General features: G+C 34.9%; 12 protein-coding genes. 6 read left to right on the top strand and 6 right to left on the bottom strand.

What is annotated here, in order from left to right; translation table 11 throughout:
- Positions 1 to 15: 15 nt before the first annotated feature.
- Together metH and metF are read left to right on the top strand one after the other, a co-directional pair.
- Entirely contained in the window at positions 16 to 2,676 is a 2,661-nt protein-coding gene (metH, locus tag NOV28_RS10605; protein WP_255930822.1) for a methionine synthase, read from the top strand.
- Positions 2,677 to 2,718: 42 nt separating this feature from the next.
- Positions 2,719 to 3,675, top strand: a complete 957-nt coding sequence (metF, locus tag NOV28_RS10600) for a methylenetetrahydrofolate reductase [NAD(P)H] (RefSeq protein ID WP_255930820.1) — start codon at positions 2,719 to 2,721, stop codon at positions 3,673 to 3,675.
- A gap of 33 nt (positions 3,676 to 3,708) precedes the next feature.
- Here metF and NOV28_RS10595 read toward each other — a convergent pair whose 3' ends face one another.
- The 4 genes from NOV28_RS10595 to NOV28_RS10580 are packed head-to-tail and all read right to left on the bottom strand — an operon-like array spanning position 3,709 to position 7,458.
- Positions 3,709 to 4,497 carry an SDR family oxidoreductase gene (locus NOV28_RS10595; protein ID WP_255930818.1) on the bottom strand — a complete coding sequence of 263 codons (789 nt, stop codon included), beginning with the start codon at positions 4,495 to 4,497 and terminating at the stop codon, positions 3,709 to 3,711.
- Positions 4,498 to 4,500: 3 nt separating this feature from the next.
- Positions 4,501 to 5,730: a 3-phosphoshikimate 1-carboxyvinyltransferase gene (locus NOV28_RS10590; protein ID WP_255930816.1), complete on the bottom strand. Its 1,230-nt coding sequence runs from the start codon at positions 5,728 to 5,730 to the stop codon at positions 4,501 to 4,503.
- A 14-nt stretch (positions 5,731 to 5,744) separates the two neighbouring features.
- Positions 5,745 to 6,071 carry a nucleotide pyrophosphohydrolase gene (locus tag NOV28_RS10585; protein WP_255930814.1) on the bottom strand — a complete coding sequence of 109 codons (327 nt, stop codon included), beginning with the start codon at positions 6,069 to 6,071 and terminating at the stop codon, positions 5,745 to 5,747.
- Between the two features lie 4 nt (positions 6,072 to 6,075).
- Positions 6,076 to 7,458: a hypothetical protein gene (locus NOV28_RS10580; protein WP_255930812.1), complete on the bottom strand. Its 1,383-nt coding sequence runs from the start codon at positions 7,456 to 7,458 to the stop codon at positions 6,076 to 6,078.
- Positions 7,459 to 7,641: 183 nt separating this feature from the next.
- Here NOV28_RS10580 and NOV28_RS10575 point away from each other — a divergent pair, with 183 nt between their 5' ends.
- From NOV28_RS10575 to NOV28_RS10560, 4 genes are all read left to right on the top strand, one after another.
- Positions 7,642 to 7,893, top strand: coding sequence for a type B 50S ribosomal protein L31 (locus NOV28_RS10575; protein ID WP_055041739.1), 252 nt, complete (start codon positions 7,642 to 7,644; stop codon positions 7,891 to 7,893).
- Between the two features lie 102 nt (positions 7,894 to 7,995).
- Positions 7,996 to 9,159 (top strand): putative sugar nucleotidyl transferase, encoded by a 1,164-nt coding sequence (locus NOV28_RS10570; protein ID WP_255930799.1) that lies wholly within the window; start codon positions 7,996 to 7,998, stop codon positions 9,157 to 9,159.
- Positions 9,160 to 9,251: 92 nt separating this feature from the next.
- Complete coding sequence (trhO, locus tag NOV28_RS10565; RefSeq protein ID WP_255930797.1) at positions 9,252 to 10,604, top strand: oxygen-dependent tRNA uridine(34) hydroxylase TrhO; 1,353 nt, start codon at positions 9,252 to 9,254, stop codon at positions 10,602 to 10,604.
- Between the two features lie 5 nt (positions 10,605 to 10,609).
- Positions 10,610 to 11,197 carry a 5-formyltetrahydrofolate cyclo-ligase gene (locus NOV28_RS10560; protein WP_255930795.1) on the top strand — a complete coding sequence of 196 codons (588 nt, stop codon included), beginning with the start codon at positions 10,610 to 10,612 and terminating at the stop codon, positions 11,195 to 11,197.
- On the opposite strand, the gene NOV28_RS10555 is transcribed toward NOV28_RS10560, so the two are convergent.
- The gene (locus NOV28_RS10555) at positions 11,134 to 11,715 is read right to left on the bottom strand and encodes a hypothetical protein (RefSeq protein ID WP_255930793.1); all 582 of its coding nucleotides are present in this window, start codon (positions 11,713 to 11,715) and stop codon (positions 11,134 to 11,136) included. The two genes, NOV28_RS10560 and NOV28_RS10555, sit on opposite strands and share 64 nt — an antisense overlap.
- Positions 11,699 to 12,868: a hypothetical protein gene (locus NOV28_RS10550; protein WP_255930791.1), complete on the bottom strand. Its 1,170-nt coding sequence runs from the start codon at positions 12,866 to 12,868 to the stop codon at positions 11,699 to 11,701. Before NOV28_RS10550 ends, NOV28_RS10555 begins: the two co-directional genes overlap by 17 nt.
- Between the last annotated feature and the right edge of the window lie 154 nt (positions 12,869 to 13,022).

Below are 13,022 nucleotides of genomic sequence, written 5' to 3'. Positions count from 1 at the left end.
TTTGTAAATTAAAATATGAAATATTTAAAACTTTCAGGCCTTGAGCCGTTAATTATAACTCCAGAATCCAACTTCATCAATGTTGGAGAACGAACTAATGTTGCCGGATCGAAGAAATTTCTGCGATTAATTAAAGAAGAAAAATTTTCCGAAGCGCTCGATATTGCCCGTCATCAAGTAGAAGGTGGCGCGCAAATTCTCGACGTCAATTTTGATGACGGATTGTTAGATGGAAAAGCGTCCATGATAAAATTTTTAAATCTTATCGCTTCCGAACCCGATATTTCCAGAATTCCGATCATGATTGATTCTTCAAAATGGGAAATTTTAGAAGCTGGTCTGCAAGTGGTTCAAGGAAAATGTGTGGTAAATTCCATCAGTTTAAAAGGCGGTGAAGAGGAATTTAAAAATCAAGCAAAAAAAATAAAAAGATACGGTGCAGCGGTCATTGTGATGGCTTTTGACGAAGAAGGACAAGCTGATAATTACGATCGAAGAATTGAAATTTGCAAAAGATCTTATGATATTTTGGTCAATGAAATCGGTTTTCCTTCGGAAGATATCATTTTCGATCTCAATATTTTTCCAGTCGCAACCGGAATGGAAGAACATCGTAGAAATGCTTTAGATTTTATTGAAGCCACGAAATGGGTTAGAGAAAATCTCCCGAATGTTTCTGTGAGTGGAGGAGTTTCCAATGTTTCATTTTCTTTCCGTGGGAATGATAATGTTCGGGAAGCGATGCATTCCGTTTTCCTCTATCACGCCATCAAATCCGGAATGAACATGGGAATCGTAAATCCTACCATGTTGGAAGTTTACGATGAAATCCCGAAAGATTTATTAGAATTGGTCGAAGATGTCATGTTGGATCGTAGAGATTACGCCACAGAACGGCTTTTGGAATATTCCGAAAGGGTAAAATCGACCAAAAAAGAATTTGTAGAAGATTTGGAATGGCGAAAAGAACCATTACAAAATAGAATTACCCACGCTTTGGTGAAAGGAATTGATCGATTCATCATCGAAGATGTGGAAGAAGCCCGGCAATTATCCGATAGACCTTTGGATGTGATTGAAATCAATTTAATGGCTGGAATGGGAGTTGTCGGTGATCTTTTCGGAAGCGGAAAAATGTTTTTGCCACAAGTAGTGAAATCGGCGAGAGTGATGAAAAAAGCCGTTGCTTACCTTCAACCTTTCATCGAAGCGCAAAAAGATGAAAAACAGAAACCCAACGGAAAAATCTTGATGGCAACCGTGAAAGGCGATGTTCACGATATTGGGAAAAATATTGTGAGCGTAGTTTTAGGTTGCAATAATTATGAAATCATTGATCTGGGAGTGATGGTTCCGGCTGAAAAAATAATTCAGGCGGCGATCGACCACAATGTTGATGTCATCGGTTTGAGCGGATTGATTACGCCGAGTTTAGATGAAATGGTTCACGTTGCGGATGAATTGCAAAGAAAAAACCTTCATTTTCCATTAATGATCGGTGGTGCGACGACTTCCAAAGCGCACACCGCCGTGAAAATTTTTCCAAAATATGCTCACCCTGTGGTTCATGTGAATGATGCTTCCAGAGCGGTTGGCGTAGTTTCTCAACTTTTAGATCAAAATAAAGAAAAATTTAAAGCAGATTTGAAAAGCGATTACGAAGATTTCCGTCAGAAATTCTTGAATCGACAAATTGATAAGGAATATATTTCCATTGAAGAAGCAAGGCAACAAAAATTTAAAATCGATTGGGAAAACCAAGAAATTCAAAAACCGAATTTTTTAGGAATTCATGTGATTGAAAATCAGGATTTAAGAGAATTACTCGATTTTATGGATTGGTCGCCGTTTTTTAGAAGTTGGGAATTGCACGGGAAATATCCGGAGATTTTAACCGATGAAATCGTTGGCGAACAAGCAAGAGAATTATTTAAAGAAGCAAAAGTTTTACTCGATAAAATTATTGAGGAAAAACTATTCACCGCAAAAGGAATTTTTGGGATTTTCCCCGCAAATTCTAACGAGCGAGATGATATTTTGGTTGATGATGAGCAAGGAAAAGAACTAGCATCATTCCGTACTTTAAGACAGCAACTCAAAAAATCAGCAGGTAAAGAATATTTGGCTTTAAGCGATTTTATTGCTCCCAAAACTTCCGGAAAACAAGATTATATTGGAGCTTTTGCCGTAACAACAGGTTTTGGAACCGAAGAATTGGCTCAAAAGTATTACGATGAAGGCGATGATTATAATGCGATTATTGTAAAAGCTTTGGCAGATCGCCTCGCAGAAGCATTTGCAGAGTTTTTGCACCATCAAGTGAGAACAAAATTTTGGGGTTATGCGGAAGATGAAAATTTAGAAAACGAAGATTTAATCGCTGAAAAATATTTAGGAATTCGTCCTGCGCCAGGGTATCCAGCGTGTCCTGATCATTTGGAAAAGAAAACGATTTGGAGTTTGCTGAAAGTGAAAGAAAATATCGGATTAGAATTAACAGAAAGTTTAGCGATGTTTCCAACAGCATCAGTTTCAGGATATTATTTTGGAAATCCAAATGCGAAATATTTCGGAGTTGGGAAAATTTCCGAAGATCAATTGATCGATTTTGCCGAAAGAAAAAATATCGATTTGGAATTTGCCAGAAAATGGCTCAGTCCGAATTTGGCACATTAAAAAAATGACTAAACATAATAGTTTTTAAGCTTTAAATAAAAAATGAAAATTACTGACCACATAAAAAACGCCAACGGAAAAACTTTGTTTTCTTTAGAAGTCGTTCCGCCGCAAAAAGGCATTGGAATTGAAGATTTATACAAAAACATCGATCCTTTGATGGAGTTTAAGCCACCGTTTATCGACGTGACAACATCTCGCGAAGAATACATTTACCTTGATAAAGGTAACGGTTTGATGGAAAGAAAAATCACCAGAATGCGTCCCGGAACTTTGGGAATTTGCGCCGCGATTCAGCATAAATATAATGTAGATACCGTTCCGCACGTTTTGTGTGGTGGGTTTTCTCAGGAAGAAACCGAATATCTTTTGGTAGATTGTATGTACCTCGGAATCGACAATGTGATGGCTTTGCGAGGCGATGCGATGAAAGGAGAACAGCATTTTGTTCCGACTGTTGGTGGCCATAAAAACGCGATGGATTTGGTGCATCAAATGAATGATCTGGGACGCGGAAAGTATCTTCATGAAGAGAAAATTTGCGATGAGAACAATAAATTCTGTATTGGTGTTGCCGGTTATCCCGAAAAACACATCGAAGCGCCGTCCATGAATTATGATTTGAAATGGCTAAAACAAAAAGTGGATGCCGGTGCAGATTACATCGTTACTCAAATGTTTTTTGATAATAAAAAATTCATTGATTTCGTAAAACAAGCGCGGGAAATTGGAATTCAAGTTCCAATTATTCCGGGAATTAAACCGATTGCTACGAAAGGTCATTTGCAAATGTTGCCGAAAGTTTTCAAAATCGATTTGCCGGAAGATTTGATTTCAGCGGTAGAAAAAGCCAAAGATAATGCAGCAGTAAAACAAATCGGAATCGAGTGGGCGATTGCTCAATGTCGAGAATTAATGGAATTTGGTGCTCCGGTTTTGCATTTTTATTCGATGGGAAAAAGCGATAATATTAAGAAAGTGGCAAGAGAAATTTTTTAATTTCAAAGGAAAAACAAATGGATTGATGCTGCATCAATCCATTTTATTATACTTTTTCATGAGATTTTCATAGAAATTTTGTGGTAAAATCCATTTCAATGGAACTCCGATTTTCTGGCCAAATTTCCCAAAATAATAATGGGCTTTCCATGATTTTTTAGCCAATAATTGATCAATATATTCCGCAACTTCCGATGGTTCTGTTCCATCGTCAACATGAGCATTCATCAAAGAATATACTTTCTCAAAAGTTTTTTTATACGGTTCAGAAACCTTGGTTTTCACTCGGTTTTCTGCAATTTTTGTTTTGATGTCGCCCAAATGAAGCGTGCAAACATCAATTTTCCAAGGCGAAACTTCGTAGCGAATCGCTTCTGTCACTTTATCTAAAGCAGATTTTGAGGCTGAATAAAATCCACGAAAAGGCAATCCCATTTCCGACCCGATACTCGAAATATTAATGATTTTTCCTGATTTTTGTTTGCGCATTTTGGGTAAAACTGCGCTCATCATTTGTACAGAACCTACCAAATTTAGGTTAAATAATTTCATAATTTCCTCTTGCGTAGAATCTTCCACAGCGCCCACCATTCCCATTCCTGCGTTGTTGATGAGAATGTCAATGCTTTTTTCGCTTTTTAAAATTTCCGAAATTGCATTTTGAACTTGCGAATTATCTGTAATATCAGTAGGAATTGTTTTAAAAAAATCAGATTCAACATTTTTTCTGCTCAAACCATAAACTTGATGTCCTTTTTTTCCAAAATATTCAGCTAAAGTGAAGCCAATTCCTGTGGAAGTTCCTGTGATGATGATTGTCATTGTTTAATTTTTTTCAATAATTTTTTTGAAATCTTTCCAAAAATCGGGATAAGATTTTTCTACAACTTCCTCATTTTCAATATTGAGTTCTTTAATCAAACAAAACGGTGCGAAACTCATCGCCATTCGATGGTCGTTGTAGGTTGCGATTGAAATGTTGTCGTTCGGCTCGAAAAATTTAACAGAAATTATAGAATCGTCGGTAATTTCTGAAATACAACCAATTTTGAAAAGTTCATTTTTCAAAGCCAAAAGTCGGTCGGTTTCTTTTACTTTTAGAGTTTCCAAACCTGTAATTTCAAATGGGATTTTGATTGCAGTTGCCGTTACGCAAAGTGTTTGCGCGATATCCGGACAATCGTTCATGTTTAAAATAATCTTTTCAGGAAAATTGAAATATTGTTCCGGAAATAGCGAAATTTTTGCTTCAGAACCTTCAGAAATGGTATTCACACCAAAAAATTTCCAATATATTTCCCTTAAAGCTGAATCGCCTTGAAGGGAATAAGGTTTAAAACTATTTAAATTGATTGTCTCTCTGGAAATTGCCGCCAAAGAATAAAAATAAGAAGCCGAACTCCAATCGCTTTCTACGATAAATGGGATATTTTGCAAATGTTTTTCGGTCTGTTTGTATGGATCAATTTTGATGATATTGCCTTCCCAACGATTCGTGATTCCTACAGTTCTGAGGATTTTCAAGGTCATATCCAAGTAAGGTTTCGAAGTTACTTTTCCTTCTAAAATAATTTCTAAACCGTTTTCCAATTTTGCGCCGATGAGCATTAATGAAGAAATAAATTGACTTGAAATATTTGCAGAAATCGTCACCGAATTTTTCTCGAGTTTCTTTCCAACAATTTTTAAAGGAGGAAAACCTTCTTTTTCAAGATACGAAATTTCTGCACCTAAATTTCGTAAAGCATCAACCAAAAATTTGATCGGGCGCTGCTTCATTCTTTCGGAACCTGTTAAAATAACAGTTTTCCCTTCTTGAATTGCAAAATAAGAAGTGAGAAATCGCATCGCAGTTCCGGCGTGATGAATATCGATGATTTCCGAATCGCTGTTTAAAGCTTTTTCCAGCAATTGCGTATCCTGAGAATTCGATAGATTTTTGATTTCAATATTTTCAAAAAGCTGATGCAAAATCAACAAGCGATTCGAAATACTTTTCGAACCGCTGATTTCTATCGTTTGGTTTCCTATTAATTTAGATTTTTCTAATTGCATTTGAAAAAGAGTGGTTATTTCAGTTTTTGATTATTTTGATGACGATCGGCATCTCTTTCAGTTTTTACTTTCATTTTTTTATCGAAAGCGGCTTGTAAATCAATTCCGGTTTGGTTGGCTAAGCATAAAGTTACAAATAAAACATCGGCTAATTCTTCGCCCAAATCTTTGGTTTTGTCGCTTTCCTTTTCGCTTTGTTCGCCGTATCTTCTGGCAATAATTCTAGCAACTTCACCTACTTCTTCGGTGAGCATTGCCATGTTGGTTAGCTCGTTAAAATAACGAACACCTACGGTTTGTATCCATTCATCAACCTCTTTTTGGAGTTTTGTAATTTCCATAATTTTATTGATAAGCGCCGATGGTTGGAGAAGATGTTCTTGAATTTTTCATAATATCCAGCGGGAACATGGCCGCTACCGCTTGGCTTCCTTTTCCTTTTGTCGGAGAATCGTCTTTTACTCTCAAATTCATTTTTTGAGTAAAATAATTCACGAATTTCGGATCTTCATTTTTAATGGAATTTGAAGTAACATAGCTTGCTTTTCCACCATATTTTAATAAAGAATAATTGAATTCTGTAGCAAAAGTTTGTCCCGAAGTTTGTTTCAGTTCTACCATGTTTTCGGCATTACCGTAGATGATGGAATTGTTTATTTTTAAAGTTAAAGGTGCGTTTTCGAGTGAAGTTCCGTTTTGGTACTCATTCGTTGCGTAAATTCCTAACCCGGGCAATGCGGAATTAAAATCCCAATAATTTGCTAGTGTAGCATGAGTGATATTGTAATTTCCACCTTTGAAAATTCCCAAATCAGCTTCTCCACAATTGTTCATTACTAAATTGGATGCGTTAATTGTAGAATTCACCGCAAAAATTCCATATTCCTGATGCGTGTGGATAATGGTATTTTTAATATTGGCTTGAGTTTCGGTCATTTCCAAACCACGGGTTCCGCCGAAAACTTTGGCATAATTCATTTCTAATTTTGCTCCAGTGTCAAAAGCAATTCCGTTCCAGTTTTTAGGAATAGTGTCGTATCGGGTGTCATTTCTGTCTCCGCGGAAAGTTACTTCTTCGTTCAAATCTCCTAAAACATTCAGAGTCGCATTTCTAGAAATTTTTAAACCACTGTTTTTATGAAAATATACTTTTGTTCCTTTTGGGATATTGAGTATTTTTCCTGGTTCTAAAGTGAGCTTGCCGAAAATAATTTTTGCTTTTTCGTTGGTCCAAGTCGTGTTTTCGGTTAAAACATTCGGATTGTTTTCTGTTTGAATGAAAAATTCAGCATCTTGAACCACGGAAAATAAGGTTACATGCTGATTTCCGGCCGGAGTTTGGAAATTAATTCGGTCTTCGGCAATCGCTTCAGTTGCATTCGCAACCGGTGCAATTTCAACAAAAATATATAGACTATCGTTTTTCCTTAAAGGAACATTGGTGAAATCGGTGCCGGCTTTTCCGTCAACATTGATTCTATATAAAGAAGAAGGGCCATTTTCTAAAGAAATTTTAGGAATCATCACGTCTTTATCTTCAGTATTGTAAATCTTTACTGCATAAGTTTCAGATCGAACTTGGTTGTAAACGGTATCGCAAAAAACGGTGTCGGCAGAAAAACGAAGCAACTGCGAAGGACTTTCGAAGCTGATATCGTCTCTGCTACAGGCTACAGCCGTTAAGAGAATCCAGAAAGATAAAGCGAATATGACTTTTAATTTATACATTGATGTTGACGATCTATAGAAGTTCCAAATTTAATTAAAATTGGTGAACAGAAAAATTTTAAAATTATCAAACTGAGTATTTGCAGATTAAAAAAATAATTGTACTTTTGCGGTCTAAAAATTAGCAGAGGAATATCCATTACTACTTCTGAAGCAAAACTTTAATTTATTAAAATTTTTATTATGAAAAACGGAATCCACCCGGAAAACTATAGACTTGTTGTTTTCAAAGACATGAGTAACGACGAGATGTTTCTTTGCAAATCTACAGCAGATACCAAAGATACAATCGAATACGAAGGAGAAACTTACCCATTGATCAAAATGGAGATCTCTTCAACTTCTCACCCTTTTTACACTGGAAAAGTGAAATTGGTTGATACTGCAGGTAGAGTTGACAAATTCATGAACAAATACAAAAAATTCTCTAAATAATTTAGAGTTTTTTAGCAATATTAAAGTCTTTCAGTTTTCTGAAAGGCTTTTTTTATTGTAATTTTGGGATTCAATTGTTTTCATTATTAATTTTCATATTAAATGGTACAGCTCGTTTTTTCAGATGCCCAGTTTTGGGAAGATTTTTTACCACTTACTTTCACAAGACCCGTTGCGGAAATGCGTTGCGGAATACTCACATTTGCTGAAAGATGGCAAAAATTGCTTGAAATCGATGAAGTTTCTTATATCACCGAAGATTATTTGCAAGATAAATTCAAGAAACCGGAGGCGACTGAAAGTCTTTTTATCGTTTCCAATTTTCTTCCAAGTGATGAGGTTTTGCAGCAAATAAGAGATTTGAAATTAGGCGAAGCTTTGGTTTACGAGAACGAATTATTGGTCGCTAGAATCAATATGGAGAATTTTTCGTTGAACCAAATTGAGAAAATGACCGATATTCATGAAGGTGTTCTTTTGTTTAAGCAGCCGACTGACTTATTCTCATTTAATGAAAAAGCTATCGATTTCGATTTCGATTTACTGACGAAAGATAGGGTTTCTGAAGAACTTTCAGCAACCAACGGTTTCCTTGGCGATGCGCAAGATTTATTTATCGAAAAAGGTGCTTCCATTGAATTCTCAACTTTAAATACGAAGACTGGAAAAATTTATATCGGAAAAAATGCTGAAGTGATGGAAGGTTGCAATCTTCGTGGCCCGATCGCACTTTGTGAAGAATCAAAATTTAATTTGGGAGCAAAAATTTATGGTGCAACGACAATTGGTCCGCATTCAAAAGTTGGCGGTGAGGTAAATAATATTGTTATTTTCGCATATACAAATAAAGGTCACGACGGTTTTGTAGGAAACTCGGTGATTGGCGAGTGGTGTAATTTGGGTGCAGATACGAATTCATCTAACCTTAAAAATAATTATGCAGAAGTAAAATTGTGGAATTACCGCACCAAAAGATTTGCAAATATAGGACTTCAATTTGCCGGATTGATTATGGGTGATCATTCGAAAACAGCTATTAATACTCAGTTTAATACTGGAACGGTAGTTGGAGTTGCGGCCAATATTTTCAAAAGTGGTTTTCCACCGAATTTGATAGAAAACTTCTCATGGGGTGGAATGAAAGGCGACGAGAAATTCAAACTTGAAAAAGCGTATGAAGTTGCTGAATTGGCGATGGCAAGAAGGAAAGTTGCTTTCAGTGATTTGGATCGGAATATTCTGAAATACATCTACAGCGAATATTAAATCAAGAAAACTCATGAGAAATTCATTTTTGCCCTAAATTTGAAATTTCTTATCTTTGCAGCATTAATTTTCTCACTTAAACCGTTTATAGCATGCAACTGTACAACACCTTAAGCGCAGAAGAAAGAGCTCAACTTATTGATGAAGCCGGTAAGCAACGCCTTACTTTGTCTTTCTATGCGTACGCCAAAATCGAAAACCCTAAACAATTTCGCGACGAATTATTTATAGCCTGGAATGCACTTGATGCTTTGGGTCGAATTTACGTTGCTCATGAAGGAATTAATGCTCAAATGAGTGTTCCGGCTGATCATTTCGATGCTTTTCGTGACACATTGGAAGTTTATGATTTCATGAAAGGAATCCGTTTAAATGTTGCTGTTGAGCAAGACAACCATTCTTTTCTGAAATTAACGATAAAAGTCAGACATAAAATTGTTGCCGACGGTTTAAATGATGAAACCTTTGATGTAACCAATAAAGGAATCCATTTGAAAGCAAGAGAATTCAATAATTTGCTTGAAGATCCGAATACTATTGTAGTGGATTTTAGAAATCATTATGAAAGTGAAGTTGGTCATTTTGAAGGTGCAATAACTCCTGATGTGGAAACATTCCGCGAAAGTTTGCCGATTATTAATGAAAAACTTCAAGATTTTAAAGATGATAAAAACCTTCTGATGTACTGTACTGGCGGAATCCGTTGCGAAAAAGCAAGTGCTTATTTCAAGCATCAAGGTTTTAAAAATGTGTATCAGTTAGAAGGCGGAATTATAGAATATGCCCGTCAAATCAAAGAAGAAAATATTGAAAGCAAATTTATAGGTAAAAATTTCGTTTTTGATCATCGTTTAGGAGAGAGGATTACCGATGATATCGTTTCGCAATGTCATCAATGTGGGAAACCTTGCGATAATCACACCAATTGCTTTAATGATGCCTGTCATTTATTATTTATTCAGTGTGATGAATGTAAAGCTGCGATGGAAAATTGCTGCTCTACAGAATGTTTAGAAATTATTCATTTACCTTTGGAAGAACAGTTCAAACTGAGAAAAGGATTGCAGGTAGGAAATAAAATTTTCAAAAAAGGAAAATCAGAGGCATTGAAATTTAAAAAATCCGGTGATTTACCTAACAAGCCTTTAGCAAAAGTCAATACAAAAAATATTCGCCAGAAAATATCGGTAAAAAAAGTATTGGTAGGAAAGGCTGAACATTATTACACCAAATCGAAAATAGCCCAGTTTTTATTAGAAAAAGAACTTTCAGTTGGCGATAAAGTTCTTATTTCAGGACCAACTACAGGAGAAAAAGAATTTACGTTCACCGAAATTTTTGTAAACGGAAAACCTAATGAAACTGCAAAAGAAGGAGATCAAATTACGTTTCCGCTTCCTTTTAGAGTTCGTTTGTCTGATAAATTGTATAAAGTTTTGTCTTAAATGAAATGACAAAAGCGGAACTTAGAAAAAAATATATGCAAAAACGCGAAACCTTGTCTCAGGATGAGGTTTCGTTGCTTTCTGACCGTGTTTTTGATCAATTTTTTCAGTATTTTGACTTATTTGAAAATCAAAAAGTGCATTGTTTTCTATCGATTTCAAGTAAAAATGAAATTAAGACCAATAATTTTATTGAGAATCTATTTAAAAGAAAGATTCGAGTTTTCGTTCCTAAAATCGTCAATGATCAACTGATTTCTATTGAAATTAATGTTGAAACGAATTTTATTAAAAATCGATGGAGAATTTCGGAGCCCGAAAGTAATAAAGATTCTGGTGAAAAAGACTTTGATTTTGTGATTACACCGCTTTTATATTGTGATAATCAAGGAAATAGAGTTGGTTATGGTAAAGGTTTTTACGATTCGTTGTTCGGAAATATCAACCCAAATTCAAAAAAAATTGGGGTGAATTTCTTTGCTCCTAATGAAGAAATCGATGATGTTTGGGAAGGTGATATTCCTTTAGATTACTTGGTGACACCTACTGCGGTGCTGTCTTTTGACGGAGCCAGATCGAAATCAACGAAATAGAATTTAAATTCTTTTTTGAATTTTACGGGAGAAAGTTTGAGCATATACTGTGCATTCTTCTCAAATTTTCCGATGAGTTTGTCATTGTAATCGAAATATTCTACATCAAATTTTGCGAAATCCAAAGTGTCGTTGCCTTTAATCTCCTTTTTTACAAGAATATTTCCAACTTTTGCTGTCTTTACTTTGAAACTGTCGAGTTGTTTTAGGATAGGTTTTAGTTTATTTGAATCGTTTTCAGTAAAATAACTCTGCATTTGTGCATAAATTACAGAATCAATTTCGGTGTCGCGGTTTCCGGACGTGTAGAGAGTAGAAAGATCCAAAAGCTCCTGTATTTTTTGTTTAGTAATAGAATTGATAGCTTGTGCACTATCCATTTTTGTTACAGGATATGATATCGTGTTTTTATTGTTTCTTAATTTTTCTAGATCTGAAACTTCAGTATTTTCTTTTTTGCAAGAAAACACAAAGAAAAGAGCGAAAAGGATGAGCATTAGGTTATTTTTTTTCTTCATCGCTATCGATTTTAAATTTAATCATTACAATTTTACCTGATTTATCTGTCTGTGTATCAATTACATCTAAGTTTTCCAGCGAAGTAGAAGGTAGGGTTACCAAATTAATATAGCGTTGCTTATCCATGGTTTCAACTCCGTAGAATTGATTGTCGAAGACTTGATAGATTAATGCGTTATCACTGATTAGAAAATTTAAACTTACTCTTTTTTTCTTTAAATCTTTTAAGGATTTCGAGTAGTAAAAGAGCATAATTGCATAATCATTGGGTTTTAACTCTATGTTTTCTGCTTCTGGAGCAGTTTCCAAATTTCGCTGAATGGTATCGGTCTTATAATAAGGGGAAGAAACTACCATCGTAAGATTTTTGGATTTGGTAGTATAAACAAAAGGTTCGTTAGGTTTTGCTACATAAAGGATTGGAGATTCATTTTCCTTAAGAATTTGTACCTGAAGTTCTGCATTAATTTTGGAGTTTCGATCAGCATCAATAAAACTATAATAGAATTTTTTGCTGAAAAGTTCATCTTTAAAGCCTAAAAGCCCAACAAGAATAGTCAACATGGCTGAAATTCCCAGCCAAAGATATTTTTTTACAAAAGAAAATGTGGAAAGGTCTTCAGTAATTAATACAGGCTTAAGATTTTCTTCTTTTTGTTTAAGTGGTTGATTGTCAGTATTCGATTTTTGTAAATCGGAAATTTTTTCGTCTTCTGAAGCGGTTATTTTAGTGTTTGAATCGGAAAATTCTTCTGTAATTGTTTCTTCTGCTGGAATTTCTGTGTTTTGTGTTATTTTTTCCAGAATTTCCTCCTCAATTGTTTCCTCTTCGTTATTTGTATTTAATATTTCATTGGCAAAAAGATGATTCTTCTTGAAATCATACCAAGAGGTATAACCTGCATAAATACTAAGGATATTGAGCATATCTATTCTTGGTAATTTTGTAGAAGGCGAGTTCTTGAAGTAGGTGTAAAAAGACTTCTCGCTGATGTTTCCTTTTGCGTTTTTTCGGAGATCTTCTTGGAAATAAATAATATCAATGCCCTTCCATTTCGAAATATTATCAAAAGAAGGGGTGTGATTTTCTAAATATCGAGCTTGAACCTCGGTTTTTAGTTGTTCAAAGTGTAATAAATCTAAATCGACCAATGGTTGTTATTTATATAAAACGTTGATTATCAATTATGATATTTTGTAAAACGGTTTTACAAAGATATTACAATTAATTTTCTAAAACAAATTTAATTGTCGCTATACCTTTGTCCTGTTCAAATGATAAATGAGAACGAAGAAAATTTAAAAT

Origin of the sequence: Kaistella montana (genome assembly GCF_024436175.1) — a bacterium.
In the GTDB taxonomy this organism is placed as follows: domain Bacteria; phylum Bacteroidota; class Bacteroidia; order Flavobacteriales; family Weeksellaceae; genus Kaistella; species Kaistella montana.
The sequence above is the reverse complement of the archived record's forward strand: the minus strand, read 5'-3'. Positions and strand labels throughout refer to the sequence as shown.

Coding starts and splice junctions, on each gene's coding strand:
- metH (WP_255930822.1), top strand. CDS start 16: ATGAAATATTTAAAACTTTCAGGCCTTGAGCCGTTAATTATAACTCCA.
- metF (WP_255930820.1), top strand. CDS start 2,719: ATGAAAATTACTGACCACATAAAAAACGCCAACGGAAAAACTTTGTTT.
- NOV28_RS10595 (WP_255930818.1), bottom strand. CDS start 4,497: ATGACAATCATCATCACAGGAACTTCCACAGGAATTGGCTTCACTTTA.
- NOV28_RS10590 (WP_255930816.1), bottom strand. CDS start 5,730: ATGCAATTAGAAAAATCTAAATTAATAGGAAACCAAACGATAGAAATC.
- NOV28_RS10585 (WP_255930814.1), bottom strand. CDS start 6,071: ATGGAAATTACAAAACTCCAAAAAGAGGTTGATGAATGGATACAAACC.
- NOV28_RS10580 (WP_255930812.1), bottom strand. CDS start 7,458: ATGTATAAATTAAAAGTCATATTCGCTTTATCTTTCTGGATTCTCTTA.
- NOV28_RS10575 (WP_055041739.1), top strand. CDS start 7,642: ATGAAAAACGGAATCCACCCGGAAAACTATAGACTTGTTGTTTTCAAA.
- NOV28_RS10570 (WP_255930799.1), top strand. CDS start 7,996: ATGGTACAGCTCGTTTTTTCAGATGCCCAGTTTTGGGAAGATTTTTTA.
- trhO (WP_255930797.1), top strand. CDS start 9,252: ATGCAACTGTACAACACCTTAAGCGCAGAAGAAAGAGCTCAACTTATT.
- NOV28_RS10560 (WP_255930795.1), top strand. CDS start 10,610: ATGACAAAAGCGGAACTTAGAAAAAAATATATGCAAAAACGCGAAACC.
- NOV28_RS10555 (WP_255930793.1), bottom strand. CDS start 11,715: ATGAAGAAAAAAAATAACCTAATGCTCATCCTTTTCGCTCTTTTCTTT.